Annotated in this window: 26 protein-coding genes; 10 read left to right on the top strand and 16 right to left on the bottom strand. The window is 74.2% G+C overall.

What is annotated here, in order from left to right:
* Positions 1-36 precede the first annotated feature (36 nt).
* Entirely contained in the window at positions 37-1212 is a 1176-nt protein-coding gene (locus tag AB0J00_RS09630; protein ID WP_357743483.1) for an acyl-CoA dehydrogenase family protein, read from the top strand.
* A gap of 184 nt (positions 1213-1396) precedes the next feature.
* Positions 1397-2101: a response regulator transcription factor gene (locus AB0J00_RS09625; RefSeq protein WP_357743481.1), complete on the top strand. Its 705-nt coding sequence runs from the start codon at positions 1397-1399 to the stop codon at positions 2099-2101.
* Between the two features lie 44 nt (positions 2102-2145).
* Here the strand turns inward: AB0J00_RS09625 and AB0J00_RS09620 are convergent, their stop codons facing one another.
* The 8 genes from AB0J00_RS09620 to AB0J00_RS09585 form a co-directional block, all read right to left on the bottom strand.
* Complete coding sequence (locus tag AB0J00_RS09620; RefSeq protein WP_357743479.1) at positions 2146-2937, bottom strand: response regulator; 792 nt, start codon at positions 2935-2937, stop codon at positions 2146-2148.
* Between the two features lie 41 nt (positions 2938-2978).
* A complete protein-coding gene (locus AB0J00_RS09615; protein WP_357743477.1) occupies positions 2979-3611 on the bottom strand; it encodes a signal peptidase I in 633 nt (210 codons plus the stop codon).
* A gap of 44 nt (positions 3612-3655) precedes the next feature.
* Positions 3656-4279, bottom strand: a complete 624-nt coding sequence (locus tag AB0J00_RS09610) for a TasA family protein (protein WP_357743475.1) — start codon at positions 4277-4279, stop codon at positions 3656-3658.
* Between the two features lie 132 nt (positions 4280-4411).
* Positions 4412-5797: an ATP-binding protein gene (locus AB0J00_RS09605; RefSeq protein ID WP_357743474.1), complete on the bottom strand. Its 1386-nt coding sequence runs from the start codon at positions 5795-5797 to the stop codon at positions 4412-4414.
* Entirely contained in the window at positions 5794-6177 is a 384-nt protein-coding gene (locus AB0J00_RS09600; RefSeq protein WP_357743472.1) for a response regulator, read from the bottom strand. The genes AB0J00_RS09605 and AB0J00_RS09600 overlap by 4 nt, the downstream gene beginning before the upstream one ends.
* 186 nt (positions 6178-6363) lie before the next feature.
* Positions 6364-7029, bottom strand: coding sequence for a DUF3618 domain-containing protein (locus AB0J00_RS09595; RefSeq protein ID WP_357743470.1), 666 nt, complete (start codon positions 7027-7029; stop codon positions 6364-6366).
* An 18-nt stretch (positions 7030-7047) separates the two neighbouring features.
* Entirely contained in the window at positions 7048-7653 is a 606-nt protein-coding gene (locus AB0J00_RS09590; RefSeq protein ID WP_357743468.1) for a phage holin family protein, read from the bottom strand.
* Positions 7650-8468 carry a hypothetical protein gene (locus tag AB0J00_RS09585; protein WP_357743467.1) on the bottom strand — a complete coding sequence of 273 codons (819 nt, stop codon included), beginning with the start codon at positions 8466-8468 and terminating at the stop codon, positions 7650-7652. The genes AB0J00_RS09590 and AB0J00_RS09585 overlap by 4 nt, the downstream gene beginning before the upstream one ends.
* Before the next feature lie 336 nt (positions 8469-8804).
* Here AB0J00_RS09585 and AB0J00_RS09580 point away from each other — a divergent pair, with 336 nt between their 5' ends.
* Complete coding sequence (locus tag AB0J00_RS09580) at positions 8805-9665, top strand: siderophore-interacting protein (RefSeq protein ID WP_357743465.1); 861 nt, start codon at positions 8805-8807, stop codon at positions 9663-9665.
* Between the two features lie 42 nt (positions 9666-9707).
* Here AB0J00_RS09580 and AB0J00_RS09575 read toward each other — a convergent pair whose 3' ends face one another.
* Positions 9708-10385: an NAD(P)-binding domain-containing protein gene (locus AB0J00_RS09575; protein WP_357743463.1), complete on the bottom strand. Its 678-nt coding sequence runs from the start codon at positions 10383-10385 to the stop codon at positions 9708-9710.
* 179 nt (positions 10386-10564) lie between these two features.
* Here AB0J00_RS09575 and AB0J00_RS09570 point away from each other — a divergent pair, with 179 nt between their 5' ends.
* The gene (locus tag AB0J00_RS09570) at positions 10565-11767 is read left to right on the top strand and encodes a DUF222 domain-containing protein (RefSeq protein WP_357743461.1); all 1203 of its coding nucleotides are present in this window, start codon (positions 10565-10567) and stop codon (positions 11765-11767) included.
* Between the two features lie 167 nt (positions 11768-11934).
* Here the strand turns inward: AB0J00_RS09570 and AB0J00_RS09565 are convergent, their stop codons facing one another.
* Positions 11935-12465, bottom strand: coding sequence for a hypothetical protein (locus tag AB0J00_RS09565; protein WP_357743459.1), 531 nt, complete (start codon positions 12463-12465; stop codon positions 11935-11937).
* Between the two features lie 193 nt (positions 12466-12658).
* Positions 12659-13597, bottom strand: coding sequence for a neutral zinc metallopeptidase (locus AB0J00_RS09560; protein ID WP_357743458.1), 939 nt, complete (start codon positions 13595-13597; stop codon positions 12659-12661).
* A gap of 171 nt (positions 13598-13768) precedes the next feature.
* Here AB0J00_RS09560 and AB0J00_RS09555 point away from each other — a divergent pair, with 171 nt between their 5' ends.
* Entirely contained in the window at positions 13769-15310 is a 1542-nt protein-coding gene (locus AB0J00_RS09555; RefSeq protein WP_357743456.1) for an LCP family protein, read from the top strand.
* A 46-nt stretch (positions 15311-15356) separates the two neighbouring features.
* Here the strand turns inward: AB0J00_RS09555 and AB0J00_RS09550 are convergent, their stop codons facing one another.
* Positions 15357-15917, bottom strand: a complete 561-nt coding sequence (locus AB0J00_RS09550; RefSeq protein WP_357743454.1) for a DUF1990 family protein — start codon at positions 15915-15917, stop codon at positions 15357-15359.
* A gap of 100 nt (positions 15918-16017) precedes the next feature.
* On the opposite strand from AB0J00_RS09550, the gene AB0J00_RS09545 reads away from it, so the two are divergent.
* Both AB0J00_RS09545 and AB0J00_RS09540 read left to right on the top strand, forming a co-directional pair.
* Entirely contained in the window at positions 16018-16464 is a 447-nt protein-coding gene (locus AB0J00_RS09545) for a nitroreductase family deazaflavin-dependent oxidoreductase (RefSeq protein WP_357743452.1), read from the top strand.
* Between the two features lie 26 nt (positions 16465-16490).
* On the top strand, positions 16491-17294 hold the full coding sequence (locus tag AB0J00_RS09540; RefSeq protein WP_357743450.1) for an SDR family NAD(P)-dependent oxidoreductase: 804 nt from the start codon (positions 16491-16493) through the stop codon (positions 17292-17294).
* A 23-nt stretch (positions 17295-17317) separates the two neighbouring features.
* On the opposite strand, the gene AB0J00_RS09535 is transcribed toward AB0J00_RS09540, so the two are convergent.
* Both AB0J00_RS09535 and AB0J00_RS09530 read right to left on the bottom strand, forming a co-directional pair.
* The gene (locus AB0J00_RS09535; RefSeq protein ID WP_357743449.1) at positions 17318-18289 is read right to left on the bottom strand and encodes an aldo/keto reductase; all 972 of its coding nucleotides are present in this window, start codon (positions 18287-18289) and stop codon (positions 17318-17320) included.
* Positions 18290-18326: 37 nt separating this feature from the next.
* Positions 18327-19376 (bottom strand): winged helix DNA-binding domain-containing protein, encoded by a 1050-nt coding sequence (locus AB0J00_RS09530; RefSeq protein ID WP_357743447.1) that lies wholly within the window; start codon positions 19374-19376, stop codon positions 18327-18329.
* Positions 19377-19635: 259 nt separating this feature from the next.
* On the opposite strand from AB0J00_RS09530, the gene AB0J00_RS09525 reads away from it, so the two are divergent.
* Entirely contained in the window at positions 19636-19845 is a 210-nt protein-coding gene (locus AB0J00_RS09525; RefSeq protein ID WP_357743445.1) for a hypothetical protein, read from the top strand.
* Between the two features lie 37 nt (positions 19846-19882).
* A complete protein-coding gene (locus AB0J00_RS09520; protein WP_357743443.1) occupies positions 19883-21502 on the top strand; it encodes an ABC-F family ATP-binding cassette domain-containing protein in 1620 nt (539 codons plus the stop codon).
* Between the two features lie 9 nt (positions 21503-21511).
* Here AB0J00_RS09520 and AB0J00_RS09515 read toward each other — a convergent pair whose 3' ends face one another.
* The gene (locus AB0J00_RS09515) at positions 21512-22048 is read right to left on the bottom strand and encodes a GNAT family N-acetyltransferase (protein ID WP_357743442.1); all 537 of its coding nucleotides are present in this window, start codon (positions 22046-22048) and stop codon (positions 21512-21514) included.
* A 32-nt stretch (positions 22049-22080) separates the two neighbouring features.
* Positions 22081-23289, bottom strand: a complete 1209-nt coding sequence (locus tag AB0J00_RS09510; RefSeq protein ID WP_357743441.1) for an alanine racemase — start codon at positions 23287-23289, stop codon at positions 22081-22083.
* Positions 23290-23399: 110 nt separating this feature from the next.
* Here AB0J00_RS09510 and AB0J00_RS09505 point away from each other — a divergent pair, with 110 nt between their 5' ends.
* A complete protein-coding gene (locus tag AB0J00_RS09505) occupies positions 23400-24722 on the top strand; it encodes a D-arabinono-1,4-lactone oxidase (protein ID WP_357743439.1) in 1323 nt (440 codons plus the stop codon).
* Position 24723: the final 1 nt, after the last annotated feature.

The raw sequence follows: 24723 nt of genomic DNA, 5'->3' as shown, positions 1-24723 counted from the left end.
GCGAGGTCGGCGCAGGACGGAAGGCGGACCCCTGCGATGAGCGACCTGCTCCTCGGTGACTTCTTCGGCTACCAGACCCTGCTGCCCGAGCAGGAGCAGAAGGAGCTGCTGGCCCTGCGGGAGTTCCTGGACAGCGAGGTCCGTCCGCGGGTCAACGCGGCGTGGGCCGCGGCCGAGTTCCCGATGGACCTCATCCCCAAGCTCGCCGGCGCCGACATCGTCGGCCGCTCCTACGACTGGGACGGCCGCCCCCGCGCGTCCCGGCTGTACAGCGGGTTCCAGGCGCTGGAGCTCTCCCGGGTCGACCCGTCGATCGCCACGTTCCTCGGCGTGCACAACGGCCTGGCGATGGGCTCGATCATGATCCTCGGCTCCGAGGAGCAGAAGCAGCGCTGGATCCCGGCCATGATGCGGATGGAGACGATCGGCGCGTTCGCGCTCACCGAGCCCGAGGGCGGCTCGGACGTCGCCCGCGGGCTGCGGACGACGGTGCGGCGGGACGGCGACGAGTGGGTGCTGAACGGCGCCAAGCGCTGGATCGGCAACGGCACGTTCGCCGACGTCGTCGTGGTGTTCGCCCGCGACGTCGACGACGACCAGGTGAAGACGTTCGTGGTGGAGAAGGGCACTCCCGGCTTCACCGCCACCAAGATCGAGGACAAGTTCGCGCTGCGCACCGTGCAGAACGCCGACATCACGTTCACCGACTGCCGCATCCCGGCGGACGACAAGCTCGAAGGCGGCAACAGCTTCCGCGACGTCAACAAGGTACTCAAGGAGACCCGCGGCGGCGTCGCCTGGAGTGGCGTCGGCTGCCAGGTCGGCGCGTACGAGGCGGCGGTCGCCTACGCGAAGAACCGCGAGCAGTTCGGCCGCCCGATCGGCGGGTTCCAGCTGATCCAGGACCTGCTCGCCCGCATGGTCGGCAACGTCACCGCGAGCCTCGGCATGACCGTGCGGCTGTCCCAGCTGCTCGAGGAGGGTGCGCTGCGCGACGACCAGGCGGCGCTGGCCAAGAGCTACGTCACCAGCCGCGGCCGGGAGACCGTCGCGTGGGCCCGCGAGCTGTTCGGCGGCAACGGCATCGTGCTGGACAACGACGTCGTCCGGTACTTCGCCGACGCCGAGGCGCTCTACTCCTACGAGGGCACGCGGGAGATCAACACCCTGATCGTCGGCCGTTCGATCACCGGCATGAGCGCCTTCGTCTGAGGAAGGACCCCCTCTCCCCCCACCGCTCGCAAGCTCGCGGCGGGACCCTGAGAGGGAGCCGTTCCAGCACCTCACTCTCTTGGGGGACGGCGGCCGGTGTTCGCCTCCAGCCGGCCGCCGTCCTGGACGACCACTCGATCGGACACCACAGCGGTGTCGTCAGACCGAGCGCCGAGGAGGAGTCGTGCCGGGCCAGTCCGTGCTGGTGGTCGAGGACACCGACGAGATCCGTGAGCTCGTCGTCACCGTCCTGCGCAAGGCCGGGATGGACGTGCGCGCCGTCGCCACCGGTGCCGAGTGCCTGGCCGAGGTGCGCCGCGAGGTGCCCGACGTCGTGGTGCTGGACCTGGGGCTCCCGGACGCCGACGGCACCGAGGTGTGCCGGCAGCTGCGCGCCGAGACCGACTGCTACGTCCTCATGCTCACCGCGCGCGCCGAGGAGGTCGACCTGCTGATCGGCCTGGCCGTCGGCGCCGACGGGTACATGTCCAAGCCGTTCAGCCCCCGCGAGCTGGTGGCCCGGGTGCAGACCTTCCTGCGCCGGCCGCGGGCGGTCGCCGTCCCCGCGCCGCGGGAGCCGGTCGAGGACTCCGTGCACCGGCTGGCCGAGCTCGAGGTCGACCCGGACACCCGTGAGGTGCGCGTCGACGGGAAGCCGGTCGACCTCACCCGCACCGAGTTCGACCTGCTGTCGGCGCTGGTCTCCCGGCCCGGCCGGGTGCTGCAGCGGGAGACCCTGCTGCGCGAGGTCTGGCAGACCGACTGGGAGGGCAACCTCCGGCTGGTCGAGGCCCACATGTCCAACCTGCGCCGCAAGCTGGTCGGCGCGGGCCTGCAGAACCCCGAGATCCGCACCGTCCGCGGGGTCGGCTACCGCCTCGTCGGCTGAGGCGGAGTGGACCCGTGCCGGTCACCGGCACGGATCCACTCCGCTCACGAGGACGTCAGCCGGCCGGCGACCGCGTCGACGGCGGCGACCAGGCCGCCGGTGTCCAGCCGCGCCGCGGCGGCCGCCGGCCTCCCGCGCGCCGGTTCACCCGGCCGGCGGGTCAGGTCGGTCAGCTCCGCGACCAGGTCGTGGGCCAGGACGCCGCGGCGGGCGTCGGCGGCGATCGCCTGGCACACCGTCGCGACCTCCGGGTGGCCCAGCTGACCGCTCGGGCCGGCCAGGGTGTGCGCGGCCCACGCGACCGCGACCGGGTCGCCGTCCCGCACGCTGCGGGTGATCGCCGACATCCGGTCGGGCAGCGCGTCGGCGTACATCTCCTGCAGCCGGTCCAGCAGCTCGGCGTCGAGGTCGTCGTCCAGCAGGTCCTCGACGTCCACGATCTCGGCGGGGATCCGCGCGACGACGTTCGGCTCGACCGGCTCGTCGGCGCGGCGCTCGACCAGGTCCAGCAGCAGCCGGACGTCGACCGGCTCGGCCAGGGTGGCCAGCGCGCCGGCGGCCGCGGCCTCGGCCCGCAGGGCGTCGGTCGGGTCGGCGGCGACCACCAGGAAGCGGGCGGTGCAGCCGGCGGCGCGGAACAGGCGGAGCAGCTCCGGGCCGGTGGCGCCGAGGACGGCGGAGTCGGTGACCACCAGGTCGAGGTCGTAGAGCTGGTTCTGCCAGCGGGCCTCGTCGGCGTCGGCGGCCTCGTGGACCTGCCAGCCGCCCAGCTCCAGCAGCCCGGCCACCTGCCGGCGGGCGGCGGCCTCGGTGTCGATGACGAGGGCGGTCAGCATCGGGTGGTCCTTGTCTGTGCGGACTCGGCGGGGGAGGGCGCTCACCGGGTCACCTCGGCGTCGGCGGGGGTCTCGTCGGTCTCGTCGGCCGCGGGGCGCCAGATCGACAGCAGCAGCCAGCCGGCGAGCAGGACCGGGACGCCGTAGACCAGGGTCTGGCTGACCACCGGGGCGCGCAGCCACTGGATCGCGGTGCCGACGTGCGGGACGACGCCGCGCACCTGCCATGCGGTGTCGCCGCGCAGGGTGGCCTTCCACGGGTCGGCGGACTCGTTCGCGTCGCCCTTGGTCTCGACCGTCACCGTGCCGGCGTCACCGTGCTCGACGGTGACCACGCGGTGGGTGACGAGCCGGTGGTCGTCGACGGGGATGTGGTAGCTGATGACCATGCCGGGCTGGACGTCGGCGACCGGCAGGGGCGTCACGACCGCGACGTCACCGACGTCGATCGTGCCGGTCATGCTGCCGGTGAGCATGGTCAGCGTGCGGTAGTGCAGGACGTGCGGACCGACCGCCACCAGGGCGAACAGCGCGAGCGCGCCGACGACCAGGGCCCGGACCGACCAGCGGCCCACCCAGGCGGCCACCCGCCGGCCGGAGACCGCGGGGGAGGCGGAGCTCCGGAGGCGGCGTGCGGTCGCGACGGCGTGCGGGGCCAGCAGGGCGGTGGTCATGGCGGGTCCTCCGGGTCAGCTGCGGGTGGGCGGGCGGAGCAGGGTCAGCGCGCGGTGCCGGCGGCCTGCGTGCCGCTGAAGGTCAGGCGCAGCGTGCTGCTCTTGTCCTGGAAGTTGTTGTCCGCGGAGGTCGGCAGCGAGAGGCTGAACAGCAGGTGGTCCGTGCCACCGGGCGCGAGGCTCGCGAGCTGCCCGAGCTGGGAGAAGCCGACGGCGGGGCCGGCGAAGACGGAGGCGGGCGCGGTGGAGCAGGCGTAGGTCGCGCCGGTCGCGGTCTTGGTCTCGGTCCAGGCGCTGGCGCAGGACTGCACCTTCAGCTGGAGGCCGTTGGTGCGGTCGGTGTCCAGCACGCTCGACTTCGTCGCCGCGGTGTCCAGCGTGATGCCGCTGAACGCGAGGTTGCCGGTGTTGGCGAGGTCGTAGGTGCGGCTGACCGTGTCGCCGGGGACGAAGCCGGCGGCCGACAGCGGCAGCGAGGCGGTGCTGTTGGCGGCGTTGAGGTCGATGCTCAGCGTGCCGGTGGCGACCGTGGCGTCCACCGGCGTGGTGCTGTCGGTGAAGGTGCCGAAGGTGCCCAGGCCGGCGACGGCGGCCGCGGCACCGAGGATGCCCAGCGAGCCGACGATCTTGCGGGTCGTGCGGGTCTTCGAGCCGGTCGTGGCGGTCATCGCGGATCTCCTCCTGGTCGGTGTCCGCCGGGGTGTTCCGGCGACAACGACGACTGTGGAGGTGCATCCGCAGGCCACCCGCCAGCGATCCGCAAGAAAGGCGCAAGACGCGGGCGGGCGTGCGCGGGGGAGCTACCGGGGCAGCGCGAGGGTGAACGTGGTGCCGCGGCCCTCGGCGCTGGTGACGTCCAGCGTGCCGCCGTGCGCGGTGGTGATCGCCTTGGTGATGGTCAGGCCCAGGCCCACCCCGGGGACGGCGTTGCGCCGCGCGGTCGAGGCCCGGAAGAAGCTGGTGAACAGCCGGCCCTGCTCGCCGGCCGGGATGCCGATGCCGGTGTCGGCGACCGAGAGCAGCGCGACCGGGGTGCCCGGCCCGTCGTCCTCGTGCACGGCGCCGGACTCGTCGCGCCGGCCGGGGCGCAGCCGCAGGGCGACCGAGCCGCCGTCCGGGGTGAACTTCACGGCGTTGGAGACCAGGTTGTCGCAGGCCTGGCCGAGCCGGAGCGCGTCGCCGCGCACCACGAGCCCGCCGTCGGGCACCTCGACGGCGACCGTCACGCCCCGGGCCGCGGCGGTGACGCGGGCGGTCTCCTCCGCGGCGCGCACGACGGCGGCCAGGTCGACGTCGGCGGACTGGAAGGTGAACTTCCCGGCGTCCACCTGCGCGGTGAACAGCAGGTCGCCGACCAGCCGGAGCAGCCGCTGGGCGTTGCGCTCGACGGTGGTGAGGTACTGCCGCTGCTCGTCGGTGAGCGGCTGCTCGTCGTCGTCCAGCACCAGCTCGAGGTAGCCGAGGATCGAGCTGAGCGGGGTGCGCAGCTCGTGCGAGATGAGGCTGACGAACTGGTCCTTGAGCCGTTCGGTGGCCCGCACCTCGGTCATGTCGGTGCCGACGAAGTTCCAGCCGGCCTGCTCGCCGTCGTCGTCGGTGCGCGGGGTGATCGCCACCGAGACCGTCAGCTGCCGGCCGTCGGCGGTCAGGTAGGTCCAGTCGCGGACGTCGCTGCCGTGCTCCTCGGCGTCGTGCACCAGCGTGGCGAAGCGGGCGGCGGCCGGGCCGTCGGCGGGCGGGAGCTCCTCGGGGTCGTGGAACTCGACGATGTTGCGCAGCCGGACGACGTCGGCTCGGGGGAGGCCCAGCATCCGCTCGGCACCGGGGTTCCACACCCGGACGAGCCCGTCGCGGTCGGTGCCGATGATCGACTGCTCGGTGACCGCGTCGATGACGCTGGTCATCGTCTGCGCGCGGGCGCGCATCATCCGGGTGGCGACCTCGAGCTCCTCGGCGGTCGACCGGCCCTGGGTGACCAGGTCACCGACGGTGGTCAGCTGCGCGTGCAGCCGGCGGGCCAGCTCGGCGACCGTGGCCAGCACGACGACTGCCGCGACCGCGAGCACCGGCGTCCCCGGCCGGGCGGCGAGCACGGCGACCCCGGCCAGGGCCACCCCGGCGAGCGCCGCGGGCACCGCCCGGCCGCCGGTCCGCCGTCCTGGTGCGGAGGAGAGGGGGGCGGTCACCGCTGTGCCCCGGCCAGCTCGCGCACCTGGCCGACCAGTCCGGCGACGGTGAACGGCTTGGGCAGGTAGGCGTCGGCGCCGGCGGTGAGCCCGCGGGCGACGTCGTCGGGGGAGGCCCCGGCCGAGAGCAGGAGCACCCGGCAGCCGGCGGTGGTGGGGTCGCCGCGCAGCGCGCCGCACACCTCGAGGCCGCTGAGCCCCGGCATCGAGACGTCGAGGACGACCAGGTCGGGCAGCTCGGCGCGGGCCGCGGCCAGCGCCTGCGCGCCGTCGGCCACGCTCGCGACAACGGTGCACCCGGCCTTGCGCACGGCCAGGCCGACCAGGACGCGGATGTCCTCCTCGTCGTCGGCCACCAGCACGCGGGTGGGTGCGTCCACGGCGCGGTCTCCCGTTCCTCGTCGGCGCCGTCCCGGGAGCGGGACGGAGTCCGTCGGGTCGGTCAACGGCGCGGACGCCGGTGCGCTGGAGAGGTGCGCCGTCCGCGCTCACCCGAGAAGGGGACGCGGACGCGCCGACGGCCCCGGTGCGAGGTGCACCGGGGCCGTCGGGGTCGTGCGGGGGAATCAGCTGGAGGCGTGCTCCTGGACGGTGGAGCGGGAGTCCTGGGCCTGACCCTGGACGTCCTGAGCGGCCGACTGGCCCTCCGCCTTGACCGTCTGGACACCCTCCTGCGCGGTCTCCTTGACCGACTGGACGGCGTCCTGGGCGACCGGCTTCAGGTTGTCGCCGATCTCCTGGGCGACGTTCTTCGCCTGGTCGACCAGCGGCTGCTTGTGCTCCTGGAAGGCCGACTCGGCCTGCGAGGCGAGCTGCTTCTCCTTCTCGCTGGTGGGCAGCAGGGAGGAGACGAGCCAGCCCACACCGAAGGCGATGAGGCCTGCGGCGAGCGGGTTGCCCTGGGTCTGCCGCTGGATCAGGTCCGGCGTCTGCTGGACGGCACCCGCTGCGGTGGACGCCGCCGACTGCACGCTGTCGGACGCCGAGGAGGCCGCGCCCTGGATGCTGCCGCCGGCCGAGGAGGCCATGCCGCCGACGTGCTGCCCGTGGTCGTGGGCAGAGCCGAACACCCGGTCCTTGAGCCCGGACACCCGGCTCTTCGCCGCGCCGACGCGACGGTCGACGACCCGCGTGGGGTTGACCTTCTCGTTGAGCGCGTCGACGTCGTAGCTGAGGTTGCTGCGGGTGTCCTCGATCTGCTGCCGGATCACGTCCGGGTCACTGCTGGTCATGTCGGTTCTCCGTTCCGGTCAGTTGGGCTTCAGGGCGCCGGGGACCTGCTGGAGGGTCTCCACGGTCTGCTCCGGCTTGGGGTTGACCTGCTTCAGCCGCGAGAAGTCCACGGCCTTGAGCTGCTTGCGGCCCATCACGAACAGCACCGCGGCGACGACGGCCCAGACTGCGGCCACGATCAGCGCTGCCCAGCCCGTGGGGATGGCGCTGGCCAGCGCCCACATCAGGGCCAGGCTGAGGAACAGCGCCACCATGTAGCCGCCGAACCCGGCCCCGCCGAGCATCCCGGCGCCCTTGCCGGCCTTGCCGGTCTGCGCCTTGATCTCGGTCGTCGCCTTGTTCGCCTCGGCCCGGACCTCGGCCTTGGCCAGCTCGAGCTCCTGGCGCATGAGGGTCGACAGGTCGGTGGTGACCTGGCCGATCAGCTGCCCGACCGAGGTGCCCTCGACGTCCGGGTGGCCCTCGTCGGTCATCGCGTGCTCACCCAGCGGCTCGGCCGTGTTGTGCGCGTACGCGTACTCCTCCGGCGACGGTGGCGGGGCGTAGCCGGTGCCGCCGGTCTGGGTGGTGTACCCGGCACCGGCGGAGGTCGCGCTGGTCGCCCCGCTCTGCGGGGACGTCACAGCCGGCCCTCCCCGGTGGTGCGCGCCGGGTCGTCCCAGCCGGTCGTCGTGGCCGGGGGCACCGGGGTGCCCTCGGGCGGCACGGTGCCGTACGGCGGCGGGGGCACCGTGCCGGCGGAGCCGGTCGTGGCGTAGCCCGTCGTGCCGCCGGCGTAGCCCGCGGTCGGGACCTCGGTGGCGTAGTTGGTGCCGGCGTCGTACCCGGTGGCCGGGTAGGCGGTCTCGGCGGCGTGCCGCGGGACGGCCGGGGTGGTGCCACCGCTGGAGTTGCTGTCCTTGTGCGCGGACACCACCCCACCGGTCAGCCGGCCGGCGACGACACCGGCGACGGCGGCGCCGAGCAGGAACATGCCCGGGCGGCGGCGGGCGTAGGCGCGCACCTCGTTCACCAGGTCACCGGGCTCGCGGTTCTGCAGCCAGCCGGCGACCTGCTCGACCTTGTCACCGGCCTGGCGGACCAGGTCGGCGGCCGGGCCGGACGGCGTCTGGCCGCCGCCCTCGACCATGGTGCGCAGCTGCTGGGCGATCTCGCTGAGGCCCTGGCCGGCCCTCTGCTGGCCGGTGCGCGCCTGCTCCTGGAGCTGGCTGCGGCCCTGGGCCACCAGGTCCTGGGCCTGCCGCTTGGTCTCGGTGGTGACCTGCTTGGCCTGGTCGGCGGCGGTGGAGGCCACCTGGCTCCCGGCCTGGGCGGCGGTCTGGCCGACGTTGCGGGCCTCGTCCTTCGCCACGTCGGTGGTCGACGGGGTGCCCGTGGTGCCAGCAGTGGCGCCGGAGGTCGGTGGCGACTGGGTCGGGGTGTCGATGGAGTGGGTCATCGTTTCCTCTCCTTCGTGCGTCGGGGTGTGCAGGTGCAGCTGTTCAGGGCATCCGTGCCCCAGGCGACCCCCGCCCGCACGGTGGGTACGACCCATCGCCGGCCGAGGTCGGCCGTTGGTGGAGACCGGTGTGGGGGGCGGCAGTGGGGCACGCGGTGGTGCCCAGGTCGCTCACGCTCGGGGGAGTTCCACCGGGTCTGGGTGGAACGCCGTCCGCTGGTGCAGCAACTACCCGCTGTCAGTTACGGCGTAAACGGAGAGTTCCGGATCTTCCCCGGGACGCAGGCGTAGCCTTCGCGCGAGTAAGGCAACCCTTGCCTTCGTGGAGGAGGACGCATGACCAGCGCGACGGGCGAGCGGCCGCGGCGCAAGCGGGCCCCCCGGGTCGGCGAGGTGGTGCGCACCTCGCGGGTGACGCCGCACATGATCCGGGTCGTGCTCGGTGGTGAGGGGCTGACCGGGTTCGCCGCGGGGGAGTTCACCGACCACTACGTGAAGCTGCTGTTCCCGCCGGCCGGAGCTCCGTACGCCGTCCCCTACGACGTCGAGCAGGTGCGCGAGGAGCACGGGCCCGAGCTCTGGCCGGTCACCCGGACCTACACCGTGCGGGAGTGGGACGCCGACGCCGGTGAGCTGACCGTCGACTTCGTGTACCACGGCGACGAGGGACTGGCCGGGCCGTGGGCAGCGGCCGCGCAGCCCGGCGACCGGATCCAGCTGATGGGCCCCGGCGGTGCCTACGCGCCGCACCCGGACGCCGAGTGGCACCTGCTGGTGGGCGACGAGAGCGCACTGCCGGCGATCGCGGCGTCGCTCCCGCGGCTGCCGGACGGCGTGCCCGCGCTGGTCGTCGTCGAGGTGGCCGACCGGTCGGAGGAGCAGTCCGACCTGCAGCTGCCGGCGTCCGCGGAGCTGGTGTGGGTGCACCGGAACGGCCGGCCGCCGGGCGAGGCGCTGGTCGAGGCCGTCACCGCCGCGACGCTGCCCGGTGGGCAGGGGCACCTGTTCGTGCACGGTGAGGCGGTGTTCGTGCGCGACCTGCGGCGCCACCTGCGCGCGGTGCGCGGGCTGACCCCGGAGTTCACCTCGATCTCCGGCTACTGGCGGCGTGGGGACACCGAGGACGGGTGGCAGGCCGGCAAGCGGGAGTGGAACGCGCAGATCGAGGCCGACGACGCGGCGGCGCCGGTCGGCTGAGCCGGTGCCCGGGCCGGCGAGCTGCCGGCCCGGGCCGACCGGTCACATGTCGCGGTAGCGCTTCGCCGCGGCGGTGTGGGCGCGCAGCTGCTCGGCGTCGTCCGGGGTGCCGTAGCCCGGGGTGTCGCGCTGGATCCGCCAGCCCTCGGCGAGCGGGCCGAGGTCGACCACGTCGAAGCCGATCTGGTCGATGAAGCCGGCCACCTGCGCCCGGGCGTCAGAGTCGTCCCCGGCGATCGCCAGCGCCCGCCGCTGCGGGGTGCCGGCCGGGGTGCCCTCGTCGACGATGTCCTGGGCGCCGATGTGGTTGAACGCCTTGACCACCTTGGAGGTGGGCAGGTGGCGCTGCAGGAGCTCGGCGGTGGTGGTGCTCTCGTCGTCCAGCTCGGCGATCTGGCCGTCGCGCTGCGGGTAGTAGTTGTTCGTGTCGATCACGACCTTGCCGGCGAGCGGCTCGACCGGCACCTGGTCGACCGCCTTCAGCGGGATGGTGACGACGGCGAGGTCGGCCGCCGCGGCCGCCTCCTCTGCGGTGGCCGCACGGACCGAGCCGGGTGCGCCGTCCGGACCGGCCAGCTCGGCGACCTTCTCCTGCAGGGTCTCCGGGCCGCGGCTGTTGCTGATCACCACGTCGTAGCCGGCGGTGAGCGCGGTGCGGGCGATGGCGGTGCCGATGTTGCCCGCGCCGATGAGTCCGATGGTCGTCATGGTCACGGCCAACCCGGCCGGGCCGTAACTGCTTCCCGCCCGCAACTGCCCACTCCACCCGTGGCCGCCTCAGAAATCCTCCGCCAACGACCACGGCCGACCAATTGGCCTTTGACCTGGGGATTCGCCTGGTGAGGTGTCCCGTCTTTCGTTAGACTTCGTACACACGTTCGAAGGCTTCGGGAGGTGTCGTGAGCGGATTGCAGTCGGCTCTCGACGAGCTCGTGGCTGAGGACGTCGAGGGCATGGCGGACGCCGAGACGCTGGATTCGGTGGCGGAACTGATCACGGCGCGGAACCGGTTGGACGCGCAGATCGCCCGCCGGGTCCGGCATGCCGAGTGCATCCAGGCGCCGGAGCGGGACGGGCTGAAGTCGATGCGGTCGTGGCTGATCGGGCACCAGCGGGTGTCGGCCAACGACGCGTCGAAGCTGATGCGGGCTGGTCGCACGTTGCCGCACTTCCCGCTGGTCGCAGCGGGGTTCGCGGACGGGTCGATCACCGCGGCGCAGGTGGACGTGATCGCCGACGCGGTGGGCCCGGAGGAGATCGCTGCCGCCGCCGAGCAGGGCATCGACCTGGCCGGGTTCGACGAGGCCTGGGCGCGGGTGGCGCGCGAGTCCTCGCACGACGCGATGAAGCTCGCGGTGCAGGCGTTCGCCGCGGCGCTGGACCCGGACGGGCCGGAGCCGGATCCGACCGAGGTGCGGTCATTGCGGATCGTCAAGCACGCCGATGGGTCGACCACTGGCCGGTGGGACCTCGACGCGGTGGCCAGCGAGAAGGTGCAAGCCGCGCTGGAGTCGCAGGTGCAGGCCGACCGGCCCAGGGGGGACACCCGTACCCGGGCGCAGCAGCAGGCGGATGCGTTGGTACAGATCGCCGACAACCAGCTCGCCGCCGGTCAGCTGCCGATCCTGCGCAGCGAGAAGCCGCACGTCGTGGTCCAGGTGCAGCTGGAGGACTTGATCGACCCGGCAACCGGCGCGCAGACCGCAACCATGGGGTTCGGAGCACAGATCTCCGCCGCGCGGGCCCGATGGCTGGCCTGCGATGCGGTGGTCTCCCGGGTGGTCATGGGGCCCGACGGCACCCCGTTGGACTACGGGCGCAAACACCGCATCGTCCCGGCGGGACTGCGAAGAGCAGTCGTCGCGAGAGACAAGAACTGCGTGTTCGCCGGGTGCGGGGCGCCGCACTGGTGGGCCGACGTCCACCACCTGGTCCACTGGATCAACGGCGGCGAGACATCACTCAAGAACTCAGCGTTGCTGTGCGAACGGCACCACACCAAGGTGCACCACGGATTCCGGGTCGAACGACAACCGGACGGCCGATGGCACACCTACCGGCCCGACGGCACCGAGATCCTCATCGGCCCGCTCATCAACTGACGCACGTGCCAGCCCATCCCCGGCTCGGCCGTGCCTTCGCGCCTTGGGCTCGCCGCGGTACTGAGCGCCCCCGCAGGGGCAGGCGACAGGTGTGGCATCCGCGCCCTTGCAGCCCCCGCGCTCTGCAGACCGCGGCCAGCGGGCTGTCGTTGTCCCTGATGGCGGCTTTAGGGACGCTCGCCCAACTCGTCCGCGAGCTCGGGGTCACCCACCCAGAACCAGTCTTCCGGCGGGCCGAACTCGTCCTCGAACAAGTCCTCGAAGTAAGAGGGTATCGGCCCGTCTGGCCAACGAGGATTCGGTCGTTTCGCCCGACACGCCTCGTCGGGGAGGACCAGAAAGCCGCGCTCCGTCAAGCATGAAACGACGGACGCCGGCCACCCCACCTCCTTCATCGACCCGAACCGGCTGTATCGGCGCGTGTGGGTGAGGATCACCGCCGCGTAAGGCAACACCGTCGAGATGAAGACCATCGCAGCCTCGGGGCCAGGCCCATCGACCTCGTAGATGCACGAAATGTCGCCGATGTCCTCATCAGTCGACACGGTGACTGACCCGACGTCTTCCAGGGCGCGTTGCACCGGAGCGTGGACGTTCGCCACAGCGAGGTCGTATGCCCGTCGACGGTCTTCGGCGGTGCGTAGAACCCCACCGAGGTAGTGCTCCAGCGTTGCGATCAGGCCGCTCACGTCGGTCACCCGCGGAGACGATAGGTCACCGGGCCGGTGTCCATCGCCACCGCGCCTTGACCTGTCTCATAGTGGGCCGCTCAGGGACAGGCGGGGGCGCGACGTAGGCCGCCCTCGGTGCCGTGACGCTTGCCACGTCACTGCCGGCATGTGCTGCGCTTGATCGACCACGGCCCCGTGCGCGGGAGCCTGCGCCAGCGCGTCAGCCGAGGTCGCTGGTCGCGAACGTGTCGCACTGCCGGGGGTCGCCGGTCGTGTAGCCGGTGCGGAACCACTTCTGCCGCTGCTCCGACGTGCCGTGGGTGTACGACCCCGGGTCGGCACGGCCGCTGCCCAGGTTCTCCTGGATGAAGTCGTCGCCGATCCGGCCGGCGGCGTCCAGGGCCCGGTTGATGTCGTCGTCGTTGATGTCGGCGATCAGCGGCTGCCCGGACTCGTCGGGAACGGTCTCCGCGTGGTTGGCCCAGGTGCCCGCGTAGCAGTCGGCCTGCAGCTCGAGCCGCACGCTCCCGCTGGTCGGGCCGCTGTCGCCGGGCTGCACGCGGCTGTTGGTGCCGAGCAGGTTCTGCACGTGGTGGCCGTACTCGTGCGCGAGCACGTAGGCGTCGACGAACAGGCCTCCTTCCGCACCGAACCGGTTGGTGAGCTCGTCGTAGAAGCTCAGGTCGATGTAGACCCGCTGGTCCGCCGGGCAGTAGAACGGCCCGACCCCGCTGTCGGCGGCACCGCACCCGGTCTGCACCTGGCCGGCGAAGAAGTTCGTGTCGACGCGCTGGTACCGCGAGCCCAGGACCCCGGCCCAGTAGTCCTGGATCGAGTTGATGTCGGCGACGACGGCGCACTGCACGTCGTCGTTGGCGTCGCGGCCGGTCCGGCACTGCTGCTCGAGCTGGCTGTTGTCGGCCTGCCCGCCGCTCTCGATGCCGGGGAAGCCGGCCACGTTCGACCCCGCACCCGCCCCGGAGCCGGAGCCACCCCCACCGCCGAGCACCTGGAACAGGACCAGCACGATCACGCCGACCAGGCCGAGCCCGCCGCCGCCGACGGCGATGCCCCGGCCGCCGCCGAAGCCCCCGCCGCCACTGCCGCGCAGGTCCTGCACGTCCGACGTGTCGAGATCGGCGCCCTCGTTGTACCTCACCGGACAACTCTGGCAGAGGTCGGAGATCGCGACAGCTCGACAGCTCGACGGCCGGGTTCCTCGCCGACTGCCAGGGTGGGATGGGATCGTCGTCCCCGTGGAACCGACGCGTCCGGCCGCAGGCCCCGACACCGAGCGCACCGGCACCCCGCGGCCGGCGGCGGTGCGCCGGTGACCGACCCCCGGGACCGCCCGCCCCTGCCCGGCCGGCTCGACCCGCGCGTGGGCCGCGGCTCGCCGCGCTCCGCCGGGGCGCCGCGCGACGGCGGCGAGCGGCGGACGACACGGCACCGCCGCAGCCCGGCCGTGATCGCCCGGCTCGTCGGCGGGCTGCTGAGCGTGCTGCTGCTGGCCGGCAGCGGTTGGGGCTGGTACCTGGCCCGGGTCGCGCAGGCGAGCGTCAGCCGCACCGACGCCATCCCGGCCGACGGCAACACCGACGTCAACGGCAAGGACCACGCCGGTCAGGAGATGAACCTCCTGCTCGTCGGCATGGACTCCCGCAAGGGGCTGACCGCCGAGCAGCAGGCCGAGTTCAGCACCGGTGACCCGGACGGCGTGCTCAACACCGACACGATGATCCTGGTGCACATCCCGGCCGACGGGTCCGCGGCGTCGTTCGTGTCCTTCCCGCGCGACACGTACGTCGCCATCCCCGGGCACGGCAAGGGCCGCATCAACTCCGCCTACGCCATCGGCTACAACGGCACCGACGGCAGCGACGCCCAGCGGGACGCCGCCGGCGCGCAGCTGCTCATCCGCACGGTCAGCCAGCTGTCCGGGTTGCAGATCGACCACTTCGCCGAGGTCAACCTGCTGGGCTTCATCAACCTGAGCCAGATCGTCGGCGGCGTCCAGGTGAACCTGTGCCAGGCCACGAAGGACCCGCTCTCCGGCGCCGACTTCCCGGCCGGCGTGCAGACCATCACCGGCAAGGACGCGCTGGCCTTCGTCCGGCAGCGGCACGAGCTCAAGAACGGTGACCTCGACCGCGTCGTCCGGCAGCAGGTCTACATCGCCGGGATGCTGCGCAACGTGCTGTCCTCGCACGTGCTGCTCAACCTGTCCAAGCAGAAGCAGATCGTCGAGCAGGTCGGCAGCAGCGTCACCTTCGACCGCGACCTCGACGTGTTCGACCTCGCCGCGCAGATGCAGAACGTGCAACCCGGCGACATCACCTTCCAGACCATCCCCGGGCTGACGCCGCAGCGGGTCGACGGCGCCGAGATCCTCCAGCCGCCGTCGAAGAGCGTGCTCACCTCGTTCTTCGCGGGGCTCACCGCGGACGAGAAGCCCGAGCAGCAGCCGGCGGCGCCCTCGTCGCAGGCCGCGCCGAAGACCGCCGACCCCGCCGACGTGTCGGTCCAGGTGGCCAACGGCTCGTCGATCGCCGGGGCGGCCAAGTCGGCCGCGTCCGCGCTGGCCGGGGCCGGCTTCGAGGCCGCGAGCGGCGGCAACGCGGACCGGACGGCGACGACGACGGTCCGGTACCACTCCGGCGACGAGGCCGCGGCCAACGCGGTCGCCGGGCAGGTGCCGGGTGCGGCCCTGGCCGTCGACGACTCGGTCGCCGCGGGCACCGTGCAGCTGGTGATCGGCGCCGACTACAACGGCATCGGCAAGGCGGTCACCCCGCAGGCCCCGGTTCCGGACGCCGGCGGCGGCGACCAGGCCACCCCGCGCACCGCGCAGGACACCAGCTGCATCAACTGACCGGACGCTGGTGCTCCGCTGCCTGCCGGGCAGCAGAGCACCAGCGTCAGCCCAGACCGGTCAGTGCCCGCTCGTACCGGCGCCGGTAGGCGCGCTGGGCCACCAGCAGCGCCGGGAAGGCGGGGCGCCACAGCCCGTGCCCCGGCGCGGTGAGCGAGCGGAGGGTCAGGAGCAGGTCGTCGTCCGGGGTGCGGGAGACGATGAACGCCTCCTCCCCGGACACCGGGTGGCCGGCCAGCGTGCCGTAGGCGAAGCCGGCCCGGTCCGGCCGCTCGACCACGGCGACCACCTCGACCGGCTCGCGCACGGTCACCGGACCGACGGCGGCGCGCAGCCACCAGCGGCCGCCCTGGCGCACCCGGCTGCCACCGCCGGGCGCCGGCTCGACGGTGAACCCGCTGCGGGTCTTCACGCCCCACTCCAGGACGGCCGCCGACACCGCGGCCCAGTGCGCCGGCCCCGACCCGGTGCGGACGGTGCGCTCGAACCGGCGGTACCCCGGCGCGGCGGCCGTCCAGACGGCCGCCGCGGGGGAGGTCGCCGCCGCGGCGGGGGAGGTGGGCGGCGGGTCGGCGAGCTCAGGAGGAGCGGGGCGGCGCGGGGGCACGTCGGGGATGCTGCCGCACCCGGGACCCGGCGTGGCGCCGGGCAGGCTCGTGCGCCGACGCGCGTCAGCGGCGCGGGGGCCGTCGTCCTAGGGTCGGGGCATGCCCTTGGAAGGTGAGTACGAGCCCAGTCCGGAGAAGTGGGTCCGCGACCAGGTGGAGGTGTACGAGCGCACCGGTGGTCGGGAGGCGAACACGCTGCCGAACCGGACCGAGCCGGTGGTCGTCTTCACCACCCGCGGGGCCAAGAGCGGCAAGCTGCGCAAGAACCCGTTGATGAAGGTCGAGCACGACGGCGTCTACGCCATGGTCGCCTCGGTGGGCGGCGGCCCGAAGCACCCGACCTGGTACCACAACCTCAAGGCCCACCCCGACCAGGTGACGGTCCAGGACGGCGAGACGGTCATCGACGGCGTCGCCCGCGAGATCGACGGCGACGAGTACGCGCAGTGGTGGGAGCGCGCCGTCGCCGCCTACCGCGACTACGCCGACTACCAGCAGCGCACCGAGCGGAAGATCCCGCTCTTCCTCGTCGAGCCGAAGAACTGAGCACCTCCGGCGGGCCGGTCGTCGTCGTGACCGGTGCCAGTGACGGCATCGGGGCGGCGGCCGCCCGCCGGCTGCACCGCGCCGGCGCGCAGGTGGTCGTCGTCGGCCGGTCGGCGGAGAAGACCGCCGCCGTCGCCGGCGAGCTCGGCGTGCCCGGCTGCGTCGCCGACTTCGGGCGGCTGGACGACGTCCGCCGGCTGGCCGCCGACCTGCGGGACCGGTACCCGCGCATCGACGTGCTCGCGAACAACGCCGGCGCCTCGTTCGGCGGGCCCCGCCGGCTGACCGGCGACGGGGTGGAGCGCACCTTCCAGGTCGACCACCTCGCGCCGTACCTGCTCACCCGGCTGCTCGAGGAGCCGCTGCGGGCGGTCGGCGGCCGGGTGGTGACCACCTCGTCGTTCGCGCACTGGGGCGGCGGGCCGCGTCGCGGCGGGCTCGCCGCCGCGGCCGACCCCGGGATCGCACCGGGGCTGCGCGCCTACTGCACCGCCAAGTGGGCGAACGTGCTGTTCACCCGTGAGCTTGCCCGCCGCTGGGCGCCGGACGTCACCGCCACGAGCTTCGACCCCGGCGCGGTGGCCACCTCGTTCGGCCGCTCCGGCGGGCTGATCGGGCTGGCGTTCCGCTCGCCGCTGATCGCGTTCGCCCGCACCCCGGGGCAGGCCGCCGACACCCTGGTCTGGCTCGCCACCGCGGACGACGGCTGGCGCACCGGCGGGCACCACCGGGACCGGCACCGGACCCCGGTGGCGCCCACGGCCCGGGACGACGTCCGCGCCCGGGAGCTGTGGGAGCTGTCCGCGCGGCTGGTCGGCCTGCCCGCCTGAGGTCGCGGGCAGGCCGACCGTGCTCACTGGAAGCCGACCACCCCGTGCGGCGTGTACGGCTCCTCGAGCCGGGCGATCTCCTCCGGCGTCAGGGTGAGGCCGACCGCGGCGACCGCGTCGTCCAGGTGGTGCTCCTTGGTCACCCCGACGATCGGCGCGGTGACCACCGGCTTGCTCAGCACCCAGGCCAGCGCGACCTGCGCGCGCGCCACCCCGCGCGCGTCGGCGACCTCGGCCACCCGCTCGACGATCACCCGGTCCTCGTCGTTGTAGAGCCGGCTGCCGAACTCGTCGGTCTCCGAGCGGGCGGTGGCGGTGTCCCAGTCGCGGGTCAGCCGGCCGCGGGCCAGCGGGCTCCACGGGATGACCCCGATGCCCTGGTCGGCGCAGAGCGGCAGCATCTCCCGCTCCTCCTCGCGGTTGAGCAGGTTGTAGTGGTCCTGCATCGACACGAAGCGGTGCCAGCCGTGCTCGCCGGCCAGGTGCAGCGCCTTGCTGAACTGCCAGGCCCACATGCTCGAGGCACCCAGGTAGCGCACCTTGCCCGAGCGGACGCACGCGTCCAGCGCCTCGAGGGTCTCCTCGATCGGCGTGTGCGGGTCCCAGCGGTGGATCTGGTACAGGTCGACGTAGTCGGTGCCCAGCCGGCGCAGCGACGCGTCGAGCTCGGCGACGACCGCCTTGCGGGACAGCCCGGCGCCGTTGGGGCCCGGCCGCATCCGGCCGTGCACCTTGGTGGCCAGGACGACGTTCTCGCGCTGGGCGAAGTCGGCGAGCGCGCGGCCGGTGATCTCCTCGCTGGAACCGGCCGAGTAGACGTTCGCGGTGTCGAAGAAGGTGATGCCGGACTCGAGCGCCTTCTTGATCAGGGTGCGGCTCTCCTCCTCGGGCAGCGCCCACGGGTGGCCGCCGCGCGAGGCGTCGCCGAAGCTCATCATCCCGAGGCAGATGCGTGAGACCTCGAGGCCGGTGTTTCCCAGGCGGGTGTACTCCATGGCCCGGTCCTTGCCCCCGTCAACGGCCGGGGGAACGTCAGGGGAGGGCCGCGTGCCGTGCGGTGACCGCCTCGGCGACGCCGGCGGGCAGCTCGTCGAACGGCTCGACCTCGATGGCCCGGGCCTTGGTGCGCCCGGCCCGCCAGACCGCCACGGCCTGCCCGCGGTGCACGACCGTCGCCCGGAACATGCCGTTGCCGCCGGGCACGATGCGGTCGGCGAACTCGGCCGGCACCGTGCAGCTGCGGTCGGCGTAGCCCAGCACCAGCTCGTCGAAGCCGGGCAGCAGCAGGACGTCGTCCGCCTGCTCGCGCGCCGCGGCCAGCAGCGCCGGCGTGCCCGGGTCCATCAGGTGCTCGGTGCCGTCGACGACCAGCGGCTCGAGCTGGTCGCGGACGTGCGCGAGCCCGGCCTTCACGTCGGCCACGGTGATGCCGGCCCAGCGCACCAGGTCCTTGACGGTGGCCGGGCCGTGGCCGCGGAAGTAGCGCAGCACCAGCTCGGCCAGCGCCTCCTCCCGGTCCAGCCGCCGGGGCGCGGGCACCCACTCGTCGAGCAGCACGAACAGCTGGTCGCCGTCGCGGGTGGGGCCCAGCACCAGCGTGCCGGTCTGGGAGAGCCACCAGAGCACGTGGTAGCCGCGCTGGCCGTCGGCCCGCACGCCGGCGTCGAGCAGCGTCGTCAGCAGCTCGGCGCGGGACAGCCGGCCGCCGCCGGACAGCGCCGCCACCGCCACCTCGCGGGCCTGCTCCAGGTCGGCCTCGGTCAGCCCGACGACCGCACGGCGCCTCTCCACGCCGCGCACCGCCCGCTCGGTGAGCAGGTCGAGCAGCCACGGCAGGTCCTCGGCGGCGGTGAGGTGCAGGGTGCCGCGCATCGGCCACGACCGGACGACGGTGCCGGCGTCCATCGCCGCGGTGACGTCGGCGCGGGTGCCGCCCGACCGCAGCGCCACCGACAGCAGCGCGCCGGGCAGGTCCTGCCCCTGCACGCAGGTGAGCCAGCGGACGGCGTCCACCGGCCCGGTCAGCGGGGGACCGATCAGCCGCTGGGCGGCCAGCCGCAGCAGCGGCAACTCCGACGTCATGCCGGGAGCCTGCCAGCCGGCACCGACGGAACGGGCCTGTCGCGGGCCCGGCCCCGGGCCAGTACGGTCGCCCGATGATGGACCGGGACCGTCAGCGGCTCGTCGCCGGCGTGGTCGTGCTGCTCATGGTGCTGGGCGCGGCGTCGGTGCTGCTGTCCTTCGTCTGACCGGCACCGTCCAGGGGCGGAAGTCCCTGGACGCCGGCCGGGGGGCTGGGCCACGCTGGAGCGCGATCCACCCCTCGACCAGAGGACAGCTCATGCCGCTCGCCCCGCTGACCGTGCCCGCCGACCCCGCCGTGACCTCCGCCGTGGCCCGGCTGGCGCCGGAGTACCGCCGTCGCGTCGGGACGCTCACGCTCGTGTCCGTGGTGCGCACCGCCCGCGGGCAGCTCAGCGGCGTGCCGGAGACGGCGCTGCCGGAGATGGTCGAGCGGCTGGCCCGGCACCGGCTGGACGCCGCGGGCTGACCGGAACCGGCTTGCCCCGGTCCGCGAGGATGGGCGGGTGGGTTACGTCGACGTCTCCGGGGTGCGGCACACGCTCCCCGACGGCCGGGTGCTGCTGGACGAGGTCTCCTTCCGGGTCGGTGAGGGCGCCCGCGCCGCGCTGGTCGGGGAGAACGGCGCCGGGAAGACCACCCTGCTGCGCATCATCAGCGGTGACCTGACGCCGGAGGCCGGGTCCGTGGCGCTGGTCGGCGGCCTGGGCGTCATGCGCCAGTTCATCGGCTCGGTGCGCGACGACACGACCGTCCAGCGGTTCCTCGTCGACCTCGCCCCGCCCGCCGTCCGGGCCGCCTGGGACGCCGTCGAGGCGGCCGAGCTGGCGATGATGGAGGACGACGACGAGCCCACCCAGATGGCCTACGCCACCGCGCTCGCCCAGTGGGGCGACGTCGGCGGCTACGACGTCGAGGTCACCTGGGACACCGTCACCGTCGCGGCGCTCGGCGTGCCTTATGAACGGTGCAAGTACCGGGAGCTGGACACGCTGTCGGGCGGGGAGCAGAAGCGGCTGGCGCTGGAGTGCCTGCTGCGCGGCCCGGACCAGGTGCTGCTGCTGGACGAGCCGGACAACTACCTCGACGTCCCGGGCAAGCGGTGGCTGGAGGAGCGGCTGCGGGAGACCCGCAAGACCGTGCTGTTCGTCAGCCACGACCGCGAGCTGCTGTCCCGGGTCGCCGACCGGGTGGTCACCGTCGAGGGCGGCTCGACCTGGGTGCACGGCGGGGACTGGGCCGGCTACCCCGCGGCCCGCACCGCCCGGCACGCGCGGATGGCGGAGCTGCGCAAGCGCTGGGACGAGGAGCACGAGCGGCTCGTCGAGCTGGTCCGCACCCTGCAGCAGCAGGCCAAGAACTCCCCGGCGATGACGTCGACCTACCACGCGATGCAGACCCGGCTGGCCAAGTTCGAGGCGGCCGGGGCGCCCCCCGAGCCCCCCGCGGAGCAGTCGGTGACCATGCGGCTGCGCGGCGGGCGCACCGGCGTCCGGGTGCTCGTCGCCGAGCAGCTCGAGCTCACCGGGCTGATGCAGCCGTTCGACCTCGAGGTCGACTACGGCGACCGGGTCGCGGTGCTCGGCGCGAACGGGGCCGGCAAGTCGCACTTCCTGCGGCTGCTCGCCGGCCAGGACGTCGCGCACACCGGGCAGTGGCGGCTCGGGGCGCGCGTCGTCCCCGGGTTCTTCGCCCAGACCCACGCGCACCCCGAGTGGCTCGACCGCACGCTGGTCGACCTGCTGTGGCACGGCGAGCCGGGGCGGCCGGGCGTCGACCGCGGCCGGGCGATGGCCTCGCTGCGCCGCTACGGGCTGGCCGAGCAGGGAGACCAGCTGTTCCGGTCGCTGTCCGGCGGCCAGCAGGCCCGGTTCCAGGTGCTGCTGCTGGAGCTCTCCGGCGCGACGCTGCTGCTGCTCGACGAGCCCACGGACAACCTCGACGTGCTCTCCGCCGAGTCGCTGGAGGAGGCGCTCGGGGCGTTCGACGGAACGGTGCTGGCCGTCACCCACGACCGCTGGTTCGCCCGCACCTTCGACCGGTTCGTGGTGTTCGGCGCGGACGGGCGGGTGTACGAGGCGCCCGAGCCGGTGTTCGACGAGTCCCGCGTCCAGCGCACCCGCTGACGCCTGGGCTCAGGGGCGGGTCAGCTGCAGGTAGACCATGTCCTCGGCGTCGGGCTCGGTGCTGCGCGGGGTGAAGCCCGCGGCGGCCGCGGCCCGGAGGCTCGCCAGGTTGTCCGGCTCGATGCCCAGCACGAACAGCTCGACGTCGGCGACCTCCGGCGCGCTGGTCCAGCAGCGCAGCGCCGCCCGGCCGTAGCCCTGACCCCAGCGCGCCGGGTCGACCACGTAGGCCGCGCCCATGCTGCGCCGCGGGTCCACCGCGGTCACCGTGCCCGTGGCGGCGTCCCAGGTGGTGTAGCGGTCGTAGACGTCGCCGCCGATCTGCGCGACCGGGCGGTCGTCCCCGTCGAGCACCACCCAGGTGTGCGCGCGGAGCACCCGCCGGCCGCGGAACTCCTCGTCGTCGCGGGCTGCGGCGCGCATCGCGAACTCCCGCTCCGGCCAGGCGCGGCCACCCAGCCGGCGCTGCACGTCCGGGTGGTCGAACCAGGGCAGCACCACCGGGAGCAGTGCGACGTCGAACGGCACCAGCCGGACCCTCGGCACGGCGCCACGATGCCAGTCCGGGCCCGGCCGCGTCAGCCGAAGGTGCGGGCCTCGCCGCGGTAGGTGGGCCAGGCGTCGACGACGGCGTCGCCGCTGACCACGTGCAGCTCGTCGACCCGTTCGCAGAGCTCCCCGGCCTTCGCGTGCCGGAACCACACCCGGTCACCGACGCGCAGGCCGGCCGTGCCGGGTCCGCGCAGCGGGGTCTGCACCTCACCGGCCCCCTCGCTCGGCAGCAGCCGCAGCCCCGCCGGGTGCACGGGCAGCGGCACCCGGTCGGCGCCCGGCGGACCCGAGGCGATCCAGCCGCCGCCGGCCACGGTGACCAGCCCGGGCGCGGGCCGGCGGGTCACCGGCAGCGCGAACAGCGCCGCCGGCCGGCCGCGGAAGGCGCGGTAGGCGTCGAACAGCCAGGGGGAGTACAGCCCCGACCCGGCGGCGAGCTCGGTGACGGCGCCCTCGCGGGCGGTGCGCTCCAGGCTGCCGGTGCCGCCGCCGTTGACGAACTCCAGGTCGGCGACCTCGCGCACCGCGGTCACCGCGGCGGCCCGCCGGGCGGCCAGCTCGCGGGCGGACACCCCCTGCATCCCGCGCACCGCCAGCGCCCGCAGCCGGCGGCCGGGCGGGGCGTCGCCGACCCCGGCGATCTGCGCCTCGTAGGCCATCACGCCGACCAGCGCGACGCCGGGCCGGGCGGCGACCGCGCGGGCCAGCGCGCCGGCGTCGGCCGGGTCGTGCACCGGCGAGCGGCGGACGCCGACGTGCGCGGGCCCCAGCCGCAGCGAGGCGTCGACGTCCAGGCACACCCGCACGACCGGCCGGGACGACGGCGGGGCAACCGCGTCGAGCACGTCGAGCTGCTCGGTCGAGTCGACCATCAGCGTCACCCGGGCGGCGAGCTCCTCGTCGGCGGCCAGCCGGCGCAGCGCCGCGCGGTCGACGCTCGGGTAGCCGACCACCACGTCGGTGCTCACCGGGTCGGGCCCGCCGGCCAGCCACAGCGCCTCGGGCAGCGCGTAGGCCAGCACCCCGGCGAACCCCTCGCGGGCGAGCACCCGGCGCAGCACCGCGCGGCTGCGCACCGACTTGCTGGCCACCCGGATCGGCCGGCCGGCCGCCCGGCGCGCCAGGTCGGCGGCGTTCGCGTCGAGCGCGTCGAGGTCGACCACTGCCAGCGGCGGGTCGAGGGAGGCGGTCGCGGAGTCCAGCCGCGCGCGGGCGGCGTCCTCGCCGGTCGTCATGGACCGGCAGCCTGGCCCGGCAACACGAGTGGGTCAAGTGTCCCAGTCGCTTGACCCGAGGACGTCGTCCCGGCAGGGTCGCCTCCCACCACCCGTGCGAGAGGAGCGCCGTGCCCGGCACCGACCGCTGGCGCAACTGGGCCGGCAACCAGACGGCGACCGGCGTGACCGTCGCCCACCCGGCCGGGGCCGACCAGATCGCCGCCACCCTCGCGGCCGCCGCGGCCGGGGGGCGACGGGTCCGGCCCATCGGCAGCGGCCACTCGTTCACCGGCATCGGCCGGCCCGAGGACGTGCAGCTCGTGCTGGACCGGCACACCGGCCTGCTGGACGTCGACGCCGCCGGGCTGGCCACCGTGCGGGCCGGCACCCCGCTGCACCGGCTGAACGCCGAGCTCGCCGCCCGCGGCCGCGCGCTGACCAACCTCGGCGACATCGACCGGCAGACGATCGCCGGCGCGCTGTCGACCGGCACCCACGGCACCGGGGCGGCGTTCGGCGGGCTGGCCACCCAGGTGTGCGCCCTGGAGCTGGTGCTGCCCGACGGGTCGGTGCTGCGCTGCTCGCCCGCCGAGCACCCCGACGTCTTCTCCGCCGCCCGGCTCGGCCTGGGTGCGCTCGGCGTGCTGAGCACCGTGACGCTGCAGACCGTGCCGGCGTTCGGGCTGCGCGCCGAGGAGGGCCGGGCCCGGCTGCCCGAGCTCGTCGAGGGCTTCGACGCGCTCATGACCGGCACCGACCACGTCGAGTTCTACTGGTTCCCGCACACCGACCGCTGCCTGACCAAGCGCAACACCCGGGTGCCGCTGGCCGACGGCCTCACCCCGCTGCCCCGGTGGCGGGCGCTGTGGGAGGACGAGGTGCTCAGCAACGGCGCGTTCGCCGGCGTGGTCGCGGCCGGGCGCCGGTTCCCCGGGCTGGTCCGACCGCTCGCCGGGGTGTCGGCGCGGGCGCTGGGCGAGCGGACGATGACCGACGTCGCGCACCGGGTGTTCGTCTCCCGGCGCCGGGTGCGGTTCCAGGAGATGGAGTACGCCGTCCCGCGCGCGGCGGCCCCTGCGGTGCTCACCGAGCTGCACCGGGCGGTCGAGGCGAGCGACTGGGCGGTGCCGTTCCCGGTGGAGGTGCGGGTGGCCGCCGCGGACGACGTCCCGCTGTCGACCGCGGCGGGCCGGGACACCGCCTACGTCGCGGTGCACGTGCCCGCGCGCAGCGAGCCGGGGGAGTACTTCGCCGCGTTCGAGGCGATCGCCACCGCGGCCGGCGGCCGCCCGCACTGGGGCAAGCTGCACGGCCTGGACGCCGCGGCGCTGGCCGGCCGGTACCCGCGGTACGCCGAGTTCACCGCCCTGCGCGACCGGCTCGACCCGGCGGGGGTGCTCGGCAACGCGTACCTGGACCGGGTCCTCGGGCCCGCTCCGGAACGGCGCTGAC

The organism is Modestobacter sp. NPDC049651, assembly GCF_040659695.1.
Taxonomy (GTDB): domain Bacteria; phylum Actinomycetota; class Actinomycetes; order Mycobacteriales; family Geodermatophilaceae; genus Modestobacter.
This window is presented reverse-complemented; position numbering and strand designations above follow the sequence as displayed.